Here is a 21,090-nt window from a genome sequence, read left to right on the forward strand (position 1 = left end):
CCTTCTCGCGGGATCTCGCGGGTACTTTCGGTGGGCTCTCACGCGCCGCGGGCGGGGCGCCGCAGCACCATCGCCGCGTTGGAGCCCATGAGGCCGCGGCTGAGCACGAGCGCGGTCCGCAGTTCGGCGGCACGGGCCCGTCCGGTGACGACGTCGAGGTCGTGGCAGACCTCGAACACGTTCGGCGTCGGCGGGATCAGACCGTTCTCCATGGCGAGCACGGCGGCCGCCGCGTCGAGGACGGGGGCGCCGCAGTACGCCCGCCCGGTACCGGTCTTGGGCGCCGTCACCGGAACCCGCGTGCCGTGCGCACCGAGCGCGTCGGCCAGCGCCAGCGCCTCCGCACGGTCCGCGGCGGGTACGCCGAGGGCGTCCGCGAAGACCACGTCGATCTCCTCGGGCGCGCAGCCGGCCTCCCGCAGCGCCCCCTCAATGGCGTGGGCGAGCCCTTCGCGGGACTCCTCCCAGCGCATCGCGGTGGTGAAGGTGGCCGCGTGACCGGCGATCTCGGCCCTGACCCGGGCGCCGCGCTCCCGGGCCGCGCCCTCCTCCTCGACCACGAACATCGCGCCGCCCTCCGCGGGCACGAATCCGCAGGCGTCAGAGGTGAACGGGCGGTAGGCCCGCGTCGGGTCCTCGCCGGCGCTCAGGTCGCGGTATCCGAGCTGGCAGACGACGGAGTACGGCGCGAGCGGGGCCTCCGCCGCGCCGACGACCACCGCGTCGGTGCCGCGCCGGACGGACCGGGCCGCGTGGGCGATGGCGTCCAGGCCGCCGGCCTCGTCACTGGCCACCACCGCGCAAGGCCCCTTGAAGCCGCCCCGGATGGAGATCTGGCCGGTGCTCGCGGCGTAGAACCAGGCGATCGACTGGTAGGGGCCGACGTACTTGGATCCCTGGCCCCACAGCCGTTGCAGTTCGCGCTGGCCGAACTCGCCGCCGCCGGACCCCGCGGCGGTGACCACGCCCACGCTGAACGGCTTGTCCTCGTAGTCGGCGCGGCCCAGCCGGGCGTCGTCCAGGGCCATGTCCGCCGCGGCCATCGCGAAGTGCGTGAACCGGTCGGTCTGGACGAGGTAGCGCTCCTCGATCAGGCTGACCGGGTCGAAGCCCCTGACCTCGCCGGCCACGTGCAGCGGGAGCTCCTCGCACCCTTCGCGGGTGACCCGGTCCAGGACGCTCATGCCTTCCTGCGTCCGCTTCCAGAAGGTCTCGGTGGACGTGCCATTGGGGGCGACGACGCCGATGCCGGTGATGACGGTCTGCCGGGCCTTGTCGGTGCTCATGGTGTCCTCCCACCGGTTCTGGTCAGGGCGACAGCGGACTGGAAGCCACCGAAGCCGCTGCCGACGGAGAGAACACTGCGCAGCTTCAGCGGGCGTGCGGTGCGCGGCACGTAGTCGAGGTCGCACTCGGGGTCCGGGGACTCGTAGTTCGCCGTCGGCGGTACCGTCTGGTGGACCAGCGCGAGTACGCAGGCCGCGATCTCTATCGCCCCGATCGCGCCGAGCGAGTGGCCGACCATCGACTTGATGGAGCTCATCGGTACGTCGTGGGCGTGCGCGCCGAGCGCCCGCTTCACGGCGGCCGTCTCGTGCCGGTCGTTCTGTTTGGTGCCCGAGCCGTGCGCGTTGACGTAGTCGATGTCCGACGCGTCGATCCTGGCATGGCCCAGTGCCCGGTTGATGGCCTCGGCCATCTCCAGGCCCTCCGGGGTCAGCCCGGTCATGTGGTAGGCGTTGCCGAAGGTGGCGTAGCCGGAGATCTCGCAGTACACCGTCGCGCCCCGGGCGCGGGCGTGCTCCAGTTCCTCCAGCACGAGTACGGCGCCGCCCTCGCCCATCACGAAGCCGTCGCGGCGGGAGTCAAAGGGCCGGGAGGCGTGTTCCGGGTCCTCGTTGTTGGCGGAGGTCGCCTTGATCGCGTCGAAGCACGCCACCGTGATCGGGGTGATCGGGGAGTCCGAGGCCCCAGCGACGCAGACGTCGACGCGGCCGTCCTCGATGGAGTGGAAGGCGTAGCCGATCGCGTCGAGACCGGAGGTGCAGCCCGTCGAGACGGTCTGCACCGGGCCGTGCGCGCCGACCTGCTCGGCGACGGCGGAGGCCAGCGAACTCGGGGAGAACGCCCGCTCCAGATGGGGCCCGGCCGGACGGTGGTCGACGTCCCAGCGCGCGCCGCTGCCGCTGACCGCGACGTAGTCGTGCTCCAGCCGGGTGGTTCCGCCGACTGCCGTGCCGAGCGAGACGCCCATCCGCCAGGGGTCGGTGCGCTCCTGGTCCAGGCCCGCGTCCGCGAGTGCCTCGCGGGCGGCCACCATCGCGAACTGGACGTACCGGTCGGAGCGGGCGACCTCGTCCTCGTCAAGGCCGTGGGCCGCCGGGTCGAAGTCGCACTCGGCGGCGATCCGGGACCGGAAGCCGGCCGGGTCGAAGAGCGTGATGCCGCGTGTCGCGGTGCGGCCGTTGGCCAGGAGGTCCCAGAAGGCCGGTGCGCCGATCCCGCCCGGAGCGACGACCCCCACCCCGGTGACCGCCACCCGCCGGGTCATGAGGCGGCCTCGGTTCGTTCTGGCGGCGCGCCCTGCTCGGGGGCCTCTGTCTGCTCGGTGTCGACGTGTCCGAGCTCCGGGCGGGGGGCGAGGGGGCCGAGGTGGAAGACCATGCGGACCTCGGTGTCACCGACGTTGCGGAAGCGGTGGCGTACGTTCAGCGGGATCAGCAGCCCCTGGTCGGGCCGCATCGCGTACGGCTCACCGTCCAGGTCGACCTCCAGGAGCCCGTTCACCACGTACACGAACTCCTCCGAGTACGGGTGGTAGTGCTCCGCGATGCGGTCGCCGGGCTGGATGGTGGCCAGTCCCATGAAGCCGCTGGTGGCGCCTACGGCCGTCGGAGTGAGCAGGGCGCGCAGGTCGCCTCCGCGCCTGGTGTTGGGCTGGGTCTCACTGAGGTCCACGATGCGTGGCCGGTGCGTGGTCATGAGTGTCTTCCTCCTGGCGCGTTGCGCGTTGTGTCGACGGGTCGAGCGAGAACCCCCCGCTCTGCTGGGTACGCGGTTCAGGACTCCGCGGCCCGCCGGTCGGTGATCAGGTGCATCCCTGCGCGGCCGAGGAAGCGCATGGCGTCCTGGTCGCCGGTGGGCACGGGGTTCGCCTCCCCGTCGAGGAGGCGGGCGAGCCGGGCCGCCTTGCCGGGGCCGTGGATACCCAGCGACCGGTCGGGCTGGGCGTCGAGGGGGCCGTCCACTTCCAGGAGGCGGACGACGACGTCGTCGCGCTGGAAGATGGTGCTGCTGTCGATGGGGCTGCCGGGGTCGTCGGCCTCCTCCTCGTCGTGCTCGGCCAGGAGGCGGGCCAGGGCCATGCCGCAGCCCTCCTTGGCCTGGTAGAAGAGCGCGTGGCGCTTGAGGTCCCGGTCCGGGTGGCGGCCCGTCGTCACGTGGTGGACGGTGGGCAGCGCCGCGCGGGTGAAGAACATCCGGGCGGAGTCGGGGTCGGCCAGGTCGCGGTCCTGCTCCAGGTACGGGTTGAGCGCTTCCTCGACGGCCCGGATCTCCGGCTGCCGGGAGACGTGGCGCAGGGCCGCGAGGAGGTCGCCCTCGACCTCGACCGCGCGCACGACACGGTTGCCGTGCATGAAGAGCGAGGTGCGGCGCAGCCGGGTGTGCTCGTCGACCCGTGCCTTCGGGGGGTCGTAGTCGGCGAGGATCTTCGCGACCCTCTCCTCGGTGCCAGGCTTCACGGTGAAGGTCAGCGCGTGGCGCACGATCCCGTCCCCGAGGCGGGGCGCGGCCTGCAGGCCGCCCTTGGCGGGCTCGAAGCTCTCCTCGAAGGCGGCGCCGGTCTCGCGCAGCACGCTGAAGCGCAGCGAGCGGGTGTCGCGCACGCAGCTGTGCAGGGGCTGGACCGTGGCGACGTGCTCCTCGCTGTTGACCCAGGCCAGGAAGGGCGGGGCGCTCTCCCATTCGCTGGTGATGAGCCACTGGGAGGGGTTCTCGATGGACTGGCACAGCTGGTCGCTGATGTGGCCGGGGATGGAGGCCACCTGGTTGCGCATGTCCTCGTAGGCGTCCAGGAACTGCTTCTGGGCGCCGTCGTGCAGGTCAAGCAGCAGGATGACCCGCAGCCTTGATCCGTCGAAGGCGGACTGGGAGGTCCGTTCCGAGAGGGTGGTGGTCATCTTTCGAACTCCTTCGAGACGGTGGGGCGGCCCGGCCCGCCGGTTCGCTGGGTAACCGGTGGCTGTCGAGTGGAATCGGAGCGGGGAGTCTCCCGGCAGCTGCGCACGGTCCGCCCCGGACCGCGGGCGTCGTCTCCGTCACCGATCGTGAAACGCTGGTCCGGCTGACGCGAGATTTATGAACCGTTCAGGTGAGCGGGCGTCCGAACCGCTCCGAGAGGGCTCCGGCAGGGGCATGGACACTGCATCTGTACGGCGTCCGAGCTGGAGCAACTCATGAACGAGAACGTCGACCTCCACGTACCGGTCCTCATCGTGGGCGGATCCCTGGTGGGCCTGTCCGCGTCCCTCTTCCTCGGCCGGCTCGGCGTCGAGCATCTGCTGGTCGAGAAGCACGCGGCCACCTCGACGCATCCGCGCGGCCGGGGCAACAACGTCCGCACGATGGAGGTCTTCCGCCGGGCGGGGGTGGAGGAGCGGATCCGGGCGGCCGCCTCGGTGCTGGCGGAGAACCACGGCATCCTCCAGGCCGGTTCGCTGACCGGTGAGGACCAGGAGTGGCTGTTCAAGGAAATCGACCCGGGTGGCGCACTGGCCCGCTTCAGCCCGACGGGCTGGTGTCTGTGCAGCCAGAACGACCTGGAGCCCGCGCTGCTGGACCGGGCCCGGGAGCAAGGAGGTGACCTGCGGTTCTCCACCGAACTGCTGTCGTTCGACGCGGACGGCTCAGGTGTCGGGGCGGTCCTGAAGAACCGGGAGACGGGCGAGCACACCACCGTTCGGGCGGACTATCTCATCGCCGCCGACGGCCCGCGCAGTCCGGTCCGCGAGCAGCTGCGCATCGGCCGTTCGGGTGCCGGCGACCTGTTCCACAACGTGAGTATCACCTTCCGCTCCCGCCGGCTCGCCGATGTGCTCGGTGACCGGCGCTTCATCGTCTGCTACCTGACCAACCCGGAGGCGGACGGCGCCCTGCTGCCGGTGGACAACGAGGAGCAGTGGGTGTTCCACGCGCCGTGGCAGCCCGACCGGGGCGAGACGTTGGAGGACTTCACGGACGAACGGTGCGCCGAGCACATCCGCAAGGCGGTCGGCGCACCGGACATCGATGTGGAGATCACCGGCAAGGCGCCGTGGCAGGCGGCGGAGCGGGTGGCGGACCGCTACTCACGGGGCCGGGTGTTCCTCGCCGGTGACTCGGCGCACGAGATGTCGCCCACCGGGGCGTTCGGCTCCAACACCGGCATCCAGGACGCGCACAACCTGGCGTGGAAGCTGGCCGCCGTGCTGCGCGGTGAGGCGGGGCCGGGTCTGCTGGACACGTACGGGGCGGAGCGGCTGCCGGTGGCGCGGGCGACGAGCGAGCGGGCCTCGGCGCGTTCCGGCGAGCACAGCCACCCGGGGTACGCGCCGCCGCCCACCGTGGGCGGCGGCAAGCGCGGCGGCATGCTGAACGTGGCGCTGGGCTACCGCTATGTGGAGGGTGCGGTGCTGGGCGTCGCCCCGGATCAGCCGGTGGTGCCGCAGGGGATGCAGCTGACGGGTGAACCGGGCAGCCGCGCACCGCACCTGTGGGTCCGGCGCGCCGGGGAGCGGATCTCCACCCTGGACCTGTACGAGCGCTCGTTCGTCCTGCTCACCGATGGCGCGGACGTGGCGTGGCGGCGGGCGGCGGCCCGGGTCGGTGACCAGCTGTCGGTGCGGCTGGACGCGTTCGGAATCGGCACCGGTCCCGGCGGCGATCTGGAGCCGGAGGCCGGTGCCGACTGGGCCGAGGCGCACGGGACGAGCGCCGAGGGCGCGGTGCTGGTCCGCCCCGACGGGTTCGTCGCCTGGCGTTCACCGGCGGGCGTCGCGGACGCGGAGGCGACGCTGCGCGATGTCATGGTGTCGCTGCTGCACCGGGGCTGACCGACCGGGCGGCCGCGTCAGGCCACGCCGAACGACCGGAGCGCCGCGAGGAATTCCTCCGCCCGTTCGGTGTGGACGAGGTGGCCGGCGTCGATGGTGACGAGCCGGCCGCCGGGGATCCGCCGGGTCATCCGGGCGAGGTCCTCCTGGTCGATCTGGCTGCGTGGCCCGCCGCCGATGACCAGGGTCGGGACGGTGATCTCACCGAGCCGTTCCAGGCCCGCCGGATCGGGTTCGTTGAGCTGGGCGTCGATGGACGGCACCACGGGCCAGTCGAAGCCGAGCTCGCCTTCGGGGCGTTCCACGGGTCCGCGGGGCGGGTCGAGCGGGAAGGGCGGCGGGGCCTCCTCCAGGACGAGCCGGCCGATGAGTCCGGGCTGGCGCCCGGCCAGCAGGTAGGCCGCCGCGCCGCCCATGGAGTGCCCGACGACCGTGGCCCCGGCCAGGTTGCGGGCCTCCAGGAACGCGTGCAGGTCGTCCCGGAACAGTTCGAGGGAGTAGCGGCCGGGCCAGTCGCTGAGGCCGTGGCCGCGGAAGTCGATGGCGTACACCCGGTTCCGGGCGGCCAGTTGTCCGGCGATCCGGGTCCAGGTGCGACTGTCGTCGCAGCGTCCGTGGACCAGCACGACCGGCGGTGCGGACGGGTCTCCCCACACCCGGTAGGCGAGCCGTGTCCCGCCGGCCTGCACGCTGTGCACGTCCGGGTCCAGGAAGGCGGCGGCGGTGCGGACGAAGGCCCCGGGGTCGTCCAGCCACGGGAAGTGCGCGGCACCACGCTGTACGGCGAACTCGGCTTCCGGGAAGAGCGCGGCCAGTTCGGCGGCGCGGTCGGGGGTCGTCACGCCGTCGTACTCCCCGGCGAGGACGAGTACCGGGGACGTCAGCTCGTGCAGCGCGGCCACCGTCGCGGCCGGGTCGAAGGCGCCCGGCGCGTAATAGCCCTGTGCGGCAACGGCGTTGATCTGCGAGGCGGACGACGCGGCGTGGTCCTGTGCGGCGGCGTCCCAGCGGCCGTAGAGGAACGGCCGGGAGGCTGCGCGCAGTTCGTCGTCGAGGTGTCCGGCCCAGATCTGCTCCAGAGCCGGGAGCGCCTCCTCGTACCACGGTTCCGAGCTACGCAGCGCGGCGGCCTCGCGGGCCTCGCGCTCGGCGAATCCGAGTCCGGCGGCCCGTGTCGTGGGGGCGACGAGGAGCAGGCGGCGCAGCGCGTGCGGGTACCGCGCGGCGTAGAGCACGGCGAGGTCCGCCGCCGCCGAGTGGGCGAGCAGATCGATGTGTTCCAGCCCGAGGTGTTCGCGCAGTGCCTCGACGTCGTCGACCAGCCGGTCGCAGCGGTAGGTGGAGGTGTCGCCCGGTACGGCGGAGTCCCCGGTGCCCCGCAGATCGAACAGCACCAGTTGCCGGTGGCCGTCGAGTCCGCCCAGGCGTCCGAGATAGGTACTGGCCCGCATGGCCCCGCCCGGCAGGCAGATCAGGGGCGTGCCCTGTCCTTCGAGGTGATACGCGAGCTCGGTTCCGTCGTACGTGTGGAAAGTCGGCATGCAAACCATCCAAACAGGGCCGACCGGGTGATGCGGCTCTGTTCGGTACGAGCGTATCCGCGGCGGGCCGGCCGCGTCGGGGACGGTCGCGCGACATGCGTCCGGTCCCACCTCTTGCCAGCGGGCCGAAGATCCTGAATTACTGCTCCCGGGAGGAGCGACCGAATGATCGGTCGTCTGCACGATGCGCACGGAAGAGGGAGATCCGCATGACGGCTCTGCTGGACGCGGCGGAACGAATGGACCGCGAGGAGCTGCGGGCGCTCCAGCTCGAACGGCTGCGGGCGACACTGCTGCACGCGTACACCCACGTCGGCCACTACAGGGACGCGTTCGACCGCGCGGGGCTGCACCCCGACGACTGCCGCTCGCTCGCCGATCTCGCCAGGTTCCCCTTCACCACCAAAGCCGATCTGCGGGACAACTATCCGTTCGGGATGTTCGCGGTGCCCGAGGAGCGGGTGCGCCGGATCCACGCCTCCAGCGGCACGACCGGCCGCCCGACCGTCGTCGGCTACACCCAGGGGGATCTGGACACCTGGGCGGACGTGGTCGCCCGTTCGATCCGGGCAGCGGGCGGCCGCCCGGGGCAGAAGGTCCATATCGCTTACGGATACGGGCTGTTCACCGGCGGACTCGGCGCGCACTACGGGGCGGAGCGGCTCGGCTGCACGGTCATTCCCGCGTCCGGCGGCATGACGGCCCGGCAGGTCCAGCTGATCCAGGACTTCCGGCCCGAGATCATCATGGTGACGCCCTCGTACATGCTGACGCTCCTGGACGAGTTCGAGCGCCAGGGCGTCGATCCGCGGGCGACCTCCCTGAAAGTGGGGATCTTCGGGGCGGAGCCGTGGACGCAGGAGATGCGGCGCGAGATCGAGGAGCGGTTCGCGATCGACGCCGTCGACATCTACGGGCTGTCCGAGGTGATGGGGCCGGGTGTCGCCCAGGAGTGCGTGGAGACGAAGGACGGGCTGCACATCTGGGAGGACCACTTCTATCCGGAGGTGGTCGACCCGTTCACCGGCGAGGTGCTGCCCGAGGGGGCGGAGGGCGAGCTGGTGTTCACCTCGCTCACCAAGGAGGCCATGCCGGTGATCCGTTACCGGACCCGGGACCTGACCCGGCTGCTGCCGGGGACGGCACGGGTCTTCCGGCGCATGGAGAAGGTGACCGGGCGCAGTGACGACCTGGTGATCCTGCGCGGGGTGAACCTCTTCCCGACGCAGATCGAGGAGATCGTGCTCCGTACCCCGGCGGTCTCACCGCACTTCCAACTGCGGCTGACCCGCGAGGGCCGGCTGGACGTGCTGACGGTACGCGCGGAGGCCAGGGCCGGGGCGACGCCCGAGCAGCGCGCGGCCGCCGCCGTGTCGGTCGCGGCGGCCGTCAAGGACGGGATCGGGGTCTCGGTCGGGGTGGAGATCCTCGATCCGGAGACGCTGGAGAGGTCGGTCGGCAAGTTCAGGCGGATCGTCGACGAGCGGGACAAGCCGGGCAGTTGACGTCGCCCATCTGCCATTTCGGCTCAACTCACCACGATGTCTGCCTGGTTGCTGTGACAGGATACGTCGATGCGGTGAAGGTCCGCGGCGTGGCCGCGCTCCCCCTCCCGCCTGTCCCGTCCAGTTCCGCGCACGCGCACCGGCTGCGCACCGAAGCACTCTGGAGCTCTCCATGACGTCTGGCACGGCCGGCTCGCCCATCGACACCAGCAGGCCGCACCCGGCGCGTGTCTACGACTATCTGCTGGGCGGCAAGGACAACTACCCCGTGGACCAGGAACTCGGGGAGCAGATGCCGGCCGTGGCGAAGGCCGCCGTTGCGCAGAACCGCGCCTTCATGCACCGGGCGGTGGCCTGGGCCGCGCACGCGGGCGTCGACCAGTTCCTCGACATCGGCACGGGCATTCCGACCCGGCCGAACCTCCACCAGGTAGCGCAGGAGATCAACCCGGCGGCCCGGGTCGTCTACACGGACAACGATCCGATCGTCCTGCGCCACGCCGAGGCGCTGCTCGTCAGTACCCCCGAGGGCGCCACCCACTACCTCGACGCCGATGTGCGTGAGCCGGGAAGGATCCTGGACCACGCCCGGGGCCTGCTGGACTTCGGCCGGCCCGTCGCGCTGTCCCTGGTCGCCCTCATGCACTTCGTTCCCGACGAGGACGATCCCTACGGCATCACCCGCACCCTCCTGGACGCGCTGCCCTCCGGCAGCTGCCTGGTGCTTTCGCACTTCACCAAGGACTTCCTCTCCGCAGAGCAGGACAAGACCGACGAGTACAGGTCGAGCGGCATCAGCCTGCGGCCGCGGACGCGCTCGGAGGTCGCCCGGTTCTTCGACGGGCTCGACCTCGTCGAGCCCGGTCTGACCACGGCTCCCCGCTGGCGTCAGGACACGCCGCTCCCGGAGAGCACCGGGGCGACCGAGAGCTTCTACGCCGGGGTCGCCCGCGTGGCGTGAACCCCGCGCCCCCGGCCATGATCCGCCGGACGGGCCCTATGCGCCGAAGCGTTCGCGCAGCTCCCGCTTGAGGATCTTGCCGCTGGCGTTGCGCGGGAGTCCGTCCACGAAGAGGACCTTCTTGGGGGCCTTGAAGTGGGCGAGCCGCTCGCGGGCGTGGTCGATCAGTTCGGCCTCCGTCGCCTCGTCCCGCAGCACGACGACGGCGGTGACGGCCTCGATCCAGCGCTCGTCGGGCAGTCCGACGACGGCCGCCTCGGCGACTGCGGGGTGGGTGTAGAGGGCGTCCTCGACCTGGCGGGAGGCGACGAGGACGCCGCCGGAGTTGATGACGTCCTTCACCCGGTCGACGACGGTGAAGTAGCCCTCCGCGTCGCGTACGGCGAGGTCGCCGGAGTGGAACCAGCCCTCGCGGAACGCCTCGGCGCTCTCCTGCGGCTTGTCCCAGTAGCCGCTGCACAGCTGCGGTGAGCGGAACACCACTTCGCCGGCCGTGCCGTCGGGGACGTCCGCGCCGTCCTCGTCGACCACCTTGGCCTCGACGAAGAGGACGGGCCGGCCGCAGGAGTCCATCCTCCCCTCGTGCTCGTCGGGTCCAAGGACGGTGGCGAGCGGGCCGATCTCGCTCTGCCCGAAGCAGTTGTAGAAGGCCAGTCCGGGCAGCCGGTCGCGGAGCCGTTCCAGTACCGGTACGGGCATGATCGAAGCTCCGTAGTACGCCTTGCGCAGCCCGCCGAGATCGCGCCGTCCGAATTCCGGGTGGTTGGCGAGGCCGATCCAGACGGTGGGCGGGGCGAAGACGCTGTCGGCGTGTCCGGACTCGACGAGATCGAAGATCCGGCCGGCGTCCGGTGCGTCCAGGACCGTGTTCACGGCCCCGACCGCGAGGTAGGGCAGCAGGAACACGTGCATCTGCGCGGAGTGGTAGAGAGGCAGGGCATGCACGGGCCGGTCGCCGGCCCGGAGGTCGAGGGCGGTGACGGCGCTGACGTACTCGTGGACGAGGGCGCCGTGCGTCATCATCGCGCCCTTGGGGAGCGCGGTGGTCCCCGAGGTGTAGAGCAGCTGGACCAGGTCGTCCGCGCCCGGTTCGTGGTCCGGCGTGAAAGCGCGCGGCGTGGCCAGTTCCGCGAGCAGGGAGTCCGGGGCGTCGCGCAGTGCGCGTACGGGGTAGCCGTCCGGGACCCGGCCGGCCAGGTCCGGGTCCGTGAGGACCAGGGAGCTGCCGGACTGGCTCAGGATGTACGCCAGGTCCTCGCCCGTGAGGTTCTGGTTGACGGGCACGTGGACGAGTCCGGCGCGGGCGCAGGCGAGGAAGCCGATCAGGTACGCGTCGGAGTTGTGGGCGTAGGAGGCCACCCGGTCCCCCGGGTGCAGCCCGTGGCCGTCGTGGCCGTCGATCAGGACGGCGGCCGCGGTACTGACGGCCTCCTCCAGTTCCCGGTAGGTCCAGGTCCGGTCGGCGTACCGCAGGGCGGTGCGGCCAGGGGTGCGCCGTGCGCTGCGGGTCAGGACGCCGTCGACTGTGCTGCTTCGTACACCTGTCATGGCGTGATCCTGTGCGGGCCGGGCCCGGTGGTCAAGGGTCCGGATACCGCTCGGGATGTCAAAGGCGCCGGGCGGGCACGTTTCGGGGGTGGTGGGGGGGCGGCGCGACCACGGCCGGGGCCCGCGCGGTGGTCGTGCCCCGGCCGCCGCGTCAGGTGCGCCCCTCCCAGTACGGCTCGCGCAGACGCCGTTTGTACAGCTTGCCGTTGGGGTCGCGGGGCATCGTCGTGATGAAGCCGAGGGTCTTGGGGCGTTTGTACCCGGCGAGCCGCTCGGCGCAGTGGCCGAGGATCTCGGCGGCGAGCGCGTCACCCTCCGCGTACCCCTCGGCGGCTTCGACGACCGCTCTGACCTCCTCGCCCCAGTCGGCGTGCGGGATGCCGAAGACCGCGGCGTCCGCGACGGCGGGATGGGTGAGCAGTTCGCTCTCGATCTCGGCGGGGTAGATGTTGACCCCGCCCGAAATGATCATGTCGATCTTGCGGTCGCGGAGGAAGAGATAGCCGTCCTCGTCGAGGATGCCGAGGTCGCCCACCGTGAAGAAGTCCCCGATGCGGTTCTTCCGCGTCTTGCCCTCGTCCTTGTGGTAGCTGAATCCGCCGGTGCTCATCTTCATGTAGACGGTGCCGAGCTCGCCGGGTGCGAGGCGGTTGCCCTCGTCGTCGAAGACCGCGAGTTCGCTGATCGGCCAGGCCCGGCCGACCGTGCCCGGTTTCCGCAGCCAGTCCTCCGCGGTGGCGAAGGCGCCGCCGCCCTCGCTGGCCGCGTAGTACTCCTCGACGCAACTGCCCCACCAGTCGATCATGGCCCGTTTGACGTGGTCGGGGCAGGGGGCCGCCCCGTGGATGGCGTGGCGCATCGCCGTGACGTCGTAACCCCGCTTCACCTCATCGGGGAGGGCGAGGAGGCGGTGGAACTGGGTGGGGACCATGTGCGTGTGGGTGCAGCGGTGGGTGTCCATCGCCCGCAGCATCTCCTCGGGCGACCACTTGTCCATCAGGACCAGCGGGTGGCCGATGTGCAGGGCGGCTCCCGCGAACTGGAGCACCGCCGTGTGGTAGAGCGGTGAGCAGACCAGATGGACGTTGCCGTCGAACGGTTTGATGCCGAAGATCCCGAGGAAGCCGCCGAGGTACGTCTTCTCGGGAAGCTTTCCGGGCAGCGGGCGCCGGATGCCGCGCGGCCGTCCCGTGGTGCCGGAGGTGTAGTTCATGACCCAGCCGAGGGTGCGTCCCTCGGGGGGCGATACCGGCCGGTTCTCCAGCAGTTCGGCGTACGGGCGGAAGCCGTCCACCTCGCCGACGCCGTAGCGGTGGCTCGTCGGGAGTTTCGCCTCGTCCGCGGCGGCGGTCGCGGCGTCGGTGAAGCGTTCGTGGGCGATGAGCACCTTGGCGCCGGAGTCGGAGACGATCCAGGCGATCTCGGGGCCCATCAGGTGGTGGTTGACCGGGACGAGGTAGAAGCCGGACTGCGAGGCGGCGAGGTAGGCGGTGAGGAACTCGACGCCGTTGGGCAGCACGACGGCGAAGGAGTCGCCCTCCTCCAGTCCTGCGGCGCGCAGCCCGTGGACCATCCGGTTGGCGTCGGCGTGCAGCCGGCCGGCCGTCCAGTTCTCTGCGTCGGGTGCGATCAGGATCGTGCGGTCGGGCTCTGCGGTGGCCTGGGCCCAGAAGCCGTTGGGCGGCTGGTTCATGAGGTGCTCCGTCCGGCTATGCGGTTGATCCGGTCCACGGCGCGTTCGAACCCCCGGGTGAGGTCGTCGAAGACGGCCTGCACGCCGCGCTCGGTGTTCATCCGGCCGACGATCTGGCCGACGGGGGTGCCGAGCAGCGCTCCCGTCTCGTACTTCTGGATGCGAGAGACGGCCTCGGCCACCAGAAGCCCCTGGAGCGGCATGGGCAGCGGGCCGGGGCCCGCCGGGTCGTCCCAGGCGTCGGTCCATTCGGTACGCAGCTGGCGCGCGGGTTTTCCGGTGAGGGCGCGGGAGCGGACGGTGTCGCCGGAGCCCGCGGCGAGGAGTTTGGCGGTCAGGGCGCGCGAGTGCATGTCGGCCTCCTCCGTGGTGAGCCAGAGGGAGCCGAGCCAGACGCCCTGGGCGCCGAGGGCCAGCCCGGCGGCGATCTGTTCGCCGCTGCCGATGCCTCCGGCGGCGAGGACGGGGAGCGGACCCACCGCGTCGACGACGTCCGGGACGAGGACCATGGAGGCGATCTCCCCGGTGTGGCCGCCCGCTTCGTAGCCCTGCGCGACGACGACGTCGATGCCGGCCTCCGCGTGGTGCCGGGCGTGCCGGGCGCTGCCGGCGAGGGCGGCGACGAGCACGTCCTGCTCGTGGGCGCGGGCGATGACGTCGGCGGGCGGCGAGCCCAGTGCGTTGGCGAGCAGCTTGATGGGGTAGCCGAACGCGACGTCGAGCTGGTTGCGGGCGACCTCCTCCATCCAGCCGGTGATGCGCCAGCCGGAGGCCTCGCCCTCGGCGAGTTCGGGGACGCCGTGCTTGGTGAGGGTGTCCTGGACGAACTGCCGGTGCCCGGCCGGGATCATCGCCTCGACATCGGCCTCACTGACACCCTCCACCTTCTTCGCGGGCATCACGACGTCGAGGCCGTAGGGCTTGCCGTCGGTGTGTTCCGCCATCCAGTCGAGGTCGCGTGCGAGGTCGTCGGGGGCGGTGTAGCGGACCGCTCCGAGCACACCGAATCCGCCGGCCCGGGTGATGGCCGCGGCCACCGCGGGGAACGGCGTGAAGCCGAAGATGGCGTGCTCGATCCCCAGTTTCTTGCTCAGCTCCGTCTCCATGGGCGGCAGGATGCCGCAGTCGGACAGCCGAAGGAAGAGATTTTCTGATGCAGTGTCAGATTCTTTGTGGCCCCGGAGACCTGTGGGGCGGCGGAGGGTGTGAGTACTCTCTGGTCCGGCAGGAAGTTTCAGTCTCGGAAGAGATTTCGAAAGTTACTTTCACGCAGGGAAGGGGTTCCGGATGGCCGAGGACACGGCGGGCGGGGGCATCAGCCGGCGGAGGCTGGGCGGTGGGATGCTGGCCCTGGGCGGAGCACTCGCCCTGGCGCCGATTCCGTTCGCGGAGCGGGCGTCTGCCACGGAGCCGGAGGCGGGGGCGTCGGACATGCGCGCAGGAACCGCGGCGGGATCGCCGTCCGGGCAGCACCGGCCGACGCTGCGGCGCGGCTCGGCCGCGCGGGCCGGGCTGCTCCAGGAGCCGCTGGACCAGCTCGTCACCGAGGCCGAGAGATATCTCGGCAACTCCCCCGAACACCCCTGGTACGCGGGTGCGGTGCTGCTGGCCGGGCGGGGCGGGACGGTCGCGCTGCACCGGCCGATCGGCAAGGCGGTGCGCTATGCGGCGTACGACGAGAAGACCGACACCGGGGTGGAGTTCCCGCCGGAGCAGCAGATCGCCATGGCCGAGGACACGGTCTTCGACCTTGCGTCGGTCTCGAAGCTGTTCACCTCGATCCTGGCCGTGCAGCAGATCGAACGGGGCACGCTGGAGCTGGAGGCGACGGTCGCCTCGTACCTCCCCGACTTCGCCGGCGGCGGCAAGCAGGACATCACGATCCGCCAGCTGCTCACCCACACCTCGGGCTTCCGCGCCTGGATTCCGCTCTACTCGGCGCCGACCCGGGAGGGGAAGCTGGCGCTGATCTGGAACGAGGTGCCGGCGAGCCCGCCGGGCACGGTGTACCTCTACTCCGACCTCAATCTGATCTCGCTCCAGCTGGTGCTGGAGAAGATCACCGGCCGCACCGAGGACGTCCTGCTCCGCGAACAGATCACCGCTCCGCTCGGGATGCACCGCACCCGTTACAACCCGCCCGCCTCCTGGCGGCCGAAGATCGCCGCGACCGAGGACGAGCGGCCGCCGTGGTCCGGACTCGACCGAGGACTCGTCTGGGGCGAGGTGCACGACGAGAACGCGTACAGCCTCGACGGCGTCGCCGGTCACGCCGGCGTCTTCTCCTGCGCCTGGGACCTGGCGGTCCTCGCCCGCACACTCCTCAACGGCGGGGTCTACGGGCGCGCGAGGATCCTCTCCGCCCACTCGGTGGACCTGCTGTTCACCGACTTCAACACGGCGTTCCCGGGCGACGCGCACGGCCTCGGCTTCGAGCTCTACCAGCACTGGTACATGGGCGCGATGGCCACCCCGCGCACCGCGGGCCACACCGGGTTCACCGGCACCAGCCTGGTCCTGGACCCGACGACCGACTCGTTCCTGATCGTCCTCGGCAACTCGGTCCACCCGGTGCGCGGCTGGCGCTCCGGCAGCGCGCCACGCGTCGCCACCGCCAACCAGATGGCGCGCGCCGTCGCGGTCCCGCCCGCCCGGGGCCGTACGGCCTGGTTCTCCGGCCTGGCCAGTGCGTCATCGGCCACCCTGGCGCTCCCGCCGCTGGCCCTCACCTCTTCGCGCGCCCGGCTGAGCTGCGCCCTGTGGTGGGACACCGAGCCGGATTCCGACTTCCTGTTCCTGGAGGGCTCCTCCGACGCCGGGACGAGCTGGCAGCCGGTGCCCTTCAGCACCGTTGCGGCGCGGGACCGGCGGCCCCGGCCGGAACCCCATCCGGCCGGCTCCGTCTCCGGCTGGTCGGGCCGGGTCTGGCACCGGCTGGACGCGGACCTGTCGGCCTGGCACGGCAGCGAGCTGCGGCTGAGGTGGCGGTACGCCACGGACCAGTTGTACGTCGGCCGCGGGGTCTACGTCGACGCGATCCGGGTCGAGGACGGCGGCCGCACGGTCTTCGACGAGGGCCGGGCGGGCGACGCCCACCGCATCGAGGCGAACGGCTGGGCCCCCTCGGCGAACTGATCCGGTGGGTCCGGCGGCCCGCACCGGGTCCGGGCCGCGGCCGGCGGGGGCGTCCGCGCGTCAGGTCAGCCGCGCGCCCCTGCCGCCGGAGCCGCCGTCTGGGCCGCCGTCTGGGCCGTCGTCGGGGCCGTCGGCTCACCGATGCGGGCCCGGCTCGCCGGCACCGCCGCCGCCGCCGCGGGTGCCTGCGCGGTCGACTTCCGTACGACGAGCCTCGGCCTGATCAGGAGCGAACGCCCCGCCACCGGTGCCGATTCGATGCGTGCACGCAGCTGCTGAAACGTCTCGGCGGCCATCTCCGGCAGCGGCTGGCGGACCGTGGTGAGCGGCGGCTCGAAGAGGTCGGCGAGCAGGATGTCGTCGAACCCGACCACGGAGACGTCCTGTCCGGCGCTGCGCCCGGCGTCCTTCGCGCCCCGGCAGATCCCGATCGCGCACATGTCGTTGATGGCGACGAACGCGGTGGGCGGTCGCGGCCGGCCGAGGAGTTCGCGGGCGGCGTTGCGGCCCAGTTCGGCGGCGTCCTTGTCACCGAACTCGGCGGTGTCTGCGCCGGGCCAGACGATCGCGTCGGCGGGGTCGAGGCCGGCCGACTCCAGGGCGGCCCGGAATCCGCGCAGCCGCTCGCGCCGGTTGACACTGTTGACCGAGCCGGAGACGAACGCCAGCCTGCGGTGCCCCAGCTCAAGCAGGTGGCGGGTGGCCAGCTCCGCGCCCATCGCGTTGTCGACGCTGATGGAGGACAGCGAGGGAGGGTCGCCCGCCTGGGCGGTGCGGTCGAACGCGACCATCTTCAGGCCGCGCCCGAGCAGCGGCGCGACGTGGTCGAGCGAGGGCAGCGAGGAGCAGAGCACCACGCCGCTCACCCCGTCGGCCAGCAGTTCCTCGCTGTACTTGAGCTCTCGGGCCGGGTCGCGCTCGCTGTTGCAGAGCAGTACGTGGTAGCCGTCGGCCAGCGCGATGGCCTCCAGCTCGCGGGCGAGCGACCCCCAGAAGGGGTTGGCGACGGACGGCACGATCAGGCCGATGACCTTGATCCGGCCGGTGCGCAGCATCCGCGCCGCACGGTTGGGCCGGTAGCTGAGCTGCTCGATGACCTGCTCCACGCGGGCCAGGGTGGCCGCCTGCATACGGTCCGTACGCCCGTTGAGGACGTTCGACACGGTGCTCGCGGATACACCCGCGGCCTCCGCGACCTGATGGATCGTTACCCCGCTCATGCCACCTCCGGTTCGGAACGCGTTCAGCCAGACTAGTGTACCGATTTACTGAACTCTCTTCACCGGTACACCTGTTAACGTCCCTGAAAATTGTTGTGCATCAGCTGTTGACGCGCCTCTCAGGGCGTTCCTAGTCTCAGTGCATCGATTTACCAGCGCTTCCCAGCCATGGCCGGGTTGCCATCGCTGGATCGATCCACTGCCTCCACCTCAAAAGGGGTGTCCATGGAACTCAAACGACGGTCGCTGCTCGCTGCCATCGGCGCCGGTACCGCCGCGGCCGCACTCTCCGGCTGCGGCACCGGCTCCTCCGCCGCCGGCTCCGCCGACGGTCCCGCCGAGGGCGAGATCACGCTGCTCACCCCGATCTACGAGGGCGCCGACGGCAAGACGCTGTTGGAGAAGCAGATCCTCGGCGGCTTCCGGAAGAAGTATCCGGACGTCAAGGTGAACGTGGACTACACCACGTACGCGCAGCTCAACGAGAAGATCACCACGGGACTCGCGGGCGGCCTGCTGCCCGACGTGCTGATGATGGGCGTCGGCTGGATCCCGCCGTTCGCGGCCAAGAAGGCGATAGCCCCGCTGCCCGAGAAGTTCGCCACCGCGCACGACTACGAGAAGCGGGTGCTGGAGCCGTCCCGCTACGACGGCAAGCTGTACGCGCTGCCGGTGGTGCTGGACACCCGCATCGTCGTCTACCGCAAGGACCACTTCGCCGAGGCCGGGATCAAGAAGACACCGGCCAACTGGGCGGAGCTGCGGGCCATCGCCAAGCAGCTGACGAAGGGCGGCCGGATCGGTTTCGACCCGTTCTCCATCGATCTGCGGCAGTGCTGGGAGACCTTCCTCTTCGCCAACGGCGGCCAGCTGTTCAGCGAGGACGGCAAGAAGGTGCTGTTCACCGACAGCCGGGGCGTCGAGGCGTTGCAGTTCTTCAAGGACCTGTCGAAGGACGGTTCCGCGGACTACACGAAGAAGACGGACGCCGGCGCACCGTCGAACGTCCAGACCGGCAAGGCGTCGATGATGATGACGACCAGCGCCCTGTGGGAACAGTGCCGTGAGCAGTCGCCGGACCTCCTGAAGAACGACACGCTCGGCTGCTTCGTCCTCGCCAACCGCAGGCCGGCGATGCTCCAGGGCGGCACGCTGGTCTCCCAGTCGGCGCGTTCCAAGCACCCCGCGGCGGCCCGTGCGCTGGTCGAGTACCTCTCCACCCCGGAGTCGATCCTGGGCGCGGCCAAGCAGCGCGGTTCCGTGCCGGGGCTCAAGGACCTCAACGAATCCGGCTATGTGAAGGAGAACAAGTTCGTCGATCTGTCGCTGCGGAACATGAGCGCCGCGCGCTCGGAGGGCGGCACGGCCGCGTGGATGGAGATCCGCGAGAAGATCAAGCCGACCCTTGAGCCCGCGATCGTGGGCGGACAGTCCGCGAAGGACGCCATCGCGGAACTCGGCCGGCTGGCCGAGGCCGCCATCGGCCGGATGTGAGGCGTCACTGTGGGAGCTGTATCCGTACTGAAGGCACGGCCCGCGCGGCCGCCTTCCCCGACTGAGCACAGCGCACCGGCGACCCGGCGGTCGCGCAGGACCCCGACGGGCCCCGGGCGTCGCAGGCAACGGGCCGGCATGTTCATGGTGGCACCCGCCCTGCTGCACGCCTCCCTCTGGATCGGGCTGCCGGTCGTCGCCTCGGTCGTCCTGGCCTTCACCAAGTACGACGTGCTGACGCCGCCGCAGTTCGTGGGGTTCGACAACTTCCGGGACATGCTGGACGACGCGGTGTTCCGCAAGTCCATCGTGAACACCGTCATCTACACCTTCTTCACGGTGCCGTTCGGCATGGCGCTGGGGCTGCTGATGGCGCTCGCCCTGCACACGGGGCTGAAGGCGCGGGGTGTCTTCCGCACCGCGATCTTCCTGCCCCAGGTCACCGCCACGGTGGCCATCGCCCTGGTCTGGCTGTGGATCTACAACCCGGGCAACGGGCTGTTCAACACCCTGCTGTCGTTCGTCGGAATCCAGGGCCCGGCCTGGCTCTCCTCGACCTCATGGGCGATGCCGTCCGTGATCCTGGTCGGCATCTGGCAGGGCATCGGCATGAAGATGCTCATCTACTTGGCCGCGCTGCAGTCCCTGCCGAAGGAGCTGTACGAAGCGGCCTCCGTGGACGGCGCCTCGAAGGTCCGGCAGTTCTTCTCGATCACCCTGCCGCTGCTGAAGCCGGCGACGTTCTTCGTGCTCATCACCTCGATGATCAACGCGTTCCAGTCCTTCGACCAGATCTACATCCTGACCGACGGCGGACCGGCCAACAGCACCACGATGATGACGTATGAGATCTACAAGTCCGCCTTCCGGGAGTTCCGCGTCGGCTACGCCTGCGCCCAGTCCCTGGTGCTGTTCGTCCTGCTGATGGGCTTCACCCTGGTCAACCGGCGGATCATGGGAGGCACCCGTGGCCACAGCTGAGCCGCTCAAGTCCGGGGCCCCGCGTCCGCCCCGGACCGCCACCAAGGGCAACCGCCGCTCCGCCGGCCGGATCGCTCTCTTCCTGACGCTCTGCGTCGTCTCGCTGCTGATGGTGGTGCCGTTCGTCTGGATGGTGCTGACCTCCCTCAAGACACCCGTGGAGATCGCGTCGCAGGACACCGGACTGCTGCCGGAGCACTGGGAGTTCGGCAACTACGTCGACGCGCTCAAGGCCGCGCCCTTCGCCACGTACGCCCGTAACAGCTTCATCATCGCGTTCAGCCACACCCTCATCAACGTCCTGGTGGCGTCGATGGCGGGGTACTCACTGGCCCGGATCAGGTTCCGGGGCAGCGAGGTCATCTTCTACCTGTTCATCGCGGCGCTGATGATCCCGACGTACACCAAGGTGCTGCCGGAGTTCCTGATCGTCCGTTTCATGCCGCTGGCCGGTGGCAACGACCTCTTCGGCCAGGGCGGCAGCGGCTGGCTGGACTCCTGGTGGGCCCTCATCGTGCCCGGCGCGGTCACCCCGTTCGCCGTCTTCCTCTTCCGGCAGTTCTACCTGGACCTTCCTGTGGAGCTGGAGGAGGCCGCCCGGCTCGACGGGCTCGGGGAGTTCCGGATCTACTCCAGGATCATGTCCCCGCAGGTCAAGCCGGCCTTCATCACCGTGGCGCTGCTGACCTTCGAGTCCTCCTGGAACAACTTCCTGTGGCCGTTGCTGGTGACCCATTCGGACAGCCTCCGGGTGATCCAGGTCGGGCTCTCCGTCTTCAAGACCGAGAACGGCACCCAGTGGCACTTCCTGATGGCGGGCACCACGCTCGCCACCCTGCCCATGGTCGTTCTCTTCCTCATCGGCCAGCGCTATTTCGTGCAGGGCTTCGCAACCGCCGGTCTCAAGTGACCGGTCCCGG

At 70.8% G+C, this 21,090-nt stretch carries 16 protein-coding genes; 7 read left to right on the forward strand and 9 right to left on the reverse strand.

From position 1 onward, the window contains the following. Window positions 1-38 precede the first annotated feature (38 nt). The 4 genes from ACZ601_RS14015 to ACZ601_RS14030 all read right to left on the reverse strand — a co-directional run bounded on the left by ACZ601_RS14015 (window position 39) and on the right by ACZ601_RS14030 (window position 4,181). The gene (locus tag ACZ601_RS14015; RefSeq protein WP_469537019.1) at window positions 39-1,286 is read right to left on the reverse strand and encodes a beta-ketoacyl synthase N-terminal-like domain-containing protein; all 1,248 of its coding nucleotides are present in this window, start codon (window positions 1,284-1,286) and stop codon (window positions 39-41) included. Continuing rightward, window positions 1,283-2,551 (reverse strand): beta-ketoacyl-[acyl-carrier-protein] synthase family protein, encoded by a 1,269-nt coding sequence (locus ACZ601_RS14020; protein WP_469537020.1) that lies wholly within the window; start codon window positions 2,549-2,551, stop codon window positions 1,283-1,285. The genes ACZ601_RS14015 and ACZ601_RS14020 overlap by 4 nt, the downstream gene beginning before the upstream one ends. After that, entirely contained in the window at window positions 2,548-2,982 is a 435-nt protein-coding gene (locus ACZ601_RS14025; protein WP_440577372.1) for a cupin domain-containing protein, read from the reverse strand. Before ACZ601_RS14025 ends, ACZ601_RS14020 begins: the two co-directional genes overlap by 4 nt. Window positions 2,983-3,059: 77 nt before the next feature. Further along, the gene (locus tag ACZ601_RS14030; protein ID WP_440577373.1) at window positions 3,060-4,181 is read right to left on the reverse strand and encodes a TcmI family type II polyketide cyclase; all 1,122 of its coding nucleotides are present in this window, start codon (window positions 4,179-4,181) and stop codon (window positions 3,060-3,062) included. A gap of 276 nt (window positions 4,182-4,457) precedes the next feature. Here ACZ601_RS14030 and ACZ601_RS14035 point away from each other — a divergent pair, with 276 nt between their 5' ends. Beyond that, entirely contained in the window at window positions 4,458-6,092 is a 1,635-nt protein-coding gene (locus ACZ601_RS14035) for an FAD-dependent oxidoreductase (protein ID WP_469537024.1), read from the forward strand. Window positions 6,093-6,109: 17 nt separating this feature from the next. Here ACZ601_RS14035 and ACZ601_RS14040 read toward each other — a convergent pair whose 3' ends face one another. Then, a complete protein-coding gene (locus tag ACZ601_RS14040; protein ID WP_469537026.1) occupies window positions 6,110-7,633 on the reverse strand; it encodes an alpha/beta fold hydrolase in 1,524 nt (507 codons plus the stop codon). A gap of 209 nt (window positions 7,634-7,842) precedes the next feature. Here ACZ601_RS14040 and paaK point away from each other — a divergent pair, with 209 nt between their 5' ends. Next, complete coding sequence (paaK, locus tag ACZ601_RS14045; RefSeq protein ID WP_469537029.1) at window positions 7,843-9,138, forward strand: phenylacetate--CoA ligase PaaK; 1,296 nt, start codon at window positions 7,843-7,845, stop codon at window positions 9,136-9,138. A 172-nt stretch (window positions 9,139-9,310) separates the two neighbouring features. Beyond that, a complete protein-coding gene (locus ACZ601_RS14050; RefSeq protein ID WP_469537031.1) occupies window positions 9,311-10,099 on the forward strand; it encodes an SAM-dependent methyltransferase in 789 nt (262 codons plus the stop codon). A gap of 36 nt (window positions 10,100-10,135) precedes the next feature. On the opposite strand, the gene ACZ601_RS14055 is transcribed toward ACZ601_RS14050, so the two are convergent. The 3 genes from ACZ601_RS14055 to ACZ601_RS14065 form a co-directional block, all read right to left on the reverse strand. Beyond that, window positions 10,136-11,647, reverse strand: coding sequence for an acyl-CoA synthetase (locus ACZ601_RS14055; RefSeq protein ID WP_469537034.1), 1,512 nt, complete (start codon window positions 11,645-11,647; stop codon window positions 10,136-10,138). Window positions 11,648-11,798: 151 nt separating this feature from the next. After that, window positions 11,799-13,340 carry an acyl-CoA synthetase gene (locus ACZ601_RS14060; protein ID WP_469537037.1) on the reverse strand — a complete coding sequence of 514 codons (1,542 nt, stop codon included), beginning with the start codon at window positions 13,338-13,340 and terminating at the stop codon, window positions 11,799-11,801. Next, entirely contained in the window at window positions 13,337-14,446 is a 1,110-nt protein-coding gene (locus ACZ601_RS14065; RefSeq protein WP_469537039.1) for an NAD(P)H-dependent flavin oxidoreductase, read from the reverse strand. Before ACZ601_RS14065 ends, ACZ601_RS14060 begins: the two co-directional genes overlap by 4 nt. 181 nt (window positions 14,447-14,627) lie before the next feature. On the opposite strand from ACZ601_RS14065, the gene ACZ601_RS14070 reads away from it, so the two are divergent. Continuing rightward, the gene (locus tag ACZ601_RS14070) at window positions 14,628-16,475 is read left to right on the forward strand and encodes a serine hydrolase domain-containing protein (RefSeq protein ID WP_469537042.1); all 1,848 of its coding nucleotides are present in this window, start codon (window positions 14,628-14,630) and stop codon (window positions 16,473-16,475) included. 65 nt (window positions 16,476-16,540) lie between these two features. Here ACZ601_RS14070 and ACZ601_RS14075 read toward each other — a convergent pair whose 3' ends face one another. Continuing rightward, window positions 16,541-17,695, reverse strand: a complete 1,155-nt coding sequence (locus tag ACZ601_RS14075) for a LacI family DNA-binding transcriptional regulator (RefSeq protein ID WP_469537045.1) — start codon at window positions 17,693-17,695, stop codon at window positions 16,541-16,543. Window positions 17,696-17,920: 225 nt separating this feature from the next. On the opposite strand from ACZ601_RS14075, the gene ACZ601_RS14080 reads away from it, so the two are divergent. From ACZ601_RS14080 to ACZ601_RS14090, 3 genes are all read left to right on the forward strand, one after another. Further along, on the forward strand, window positions 17,921-19,189 hold the full coding sequence (locus ACZ601_RS14080; RefSeq protein ID WP_469537048.1) for an ABC transporter substrate-binding protein: 1,269 nt from the start codon (window positions 17,921-17,923) through the stop codon (window positions 19,187-19,189). A gap of 138 nt (window positions 19,190-19,327) precedes the next feature. Next, window positions 19,328-20,170, forward strand: coding sequence for a carbohydrate ABC transporter permease (locus tag ACZ601_RS14085; protein ID WP_311307464.1), 843 nt, complete (start codon window positions 19,328-19,330; stop codon window positions 20,168-20,170). After that, the gene (locus tag ACZ601_RS14090; protein ID WP_469537051.1) at window positions 20,157-21,080 is read left to right on the forward strand and encodes a carbohydrate ABC transporter permease; all 924 of its coding nucleotides are present in this window, start codon (window positions 20,157-20,159) and stop codon (window positions 21,078-21,080) included. Before ACZ601_RS14085 ends, ACZ601_RS14090 begins: the two co-directional genes overlap by 14 nt. Window positions 21,081-21,090 lie beyond the last annotated feature (10 nt).

It is taken from the genome of Streptomyces sp. NPDC104307, assembly GCF_055584045.1.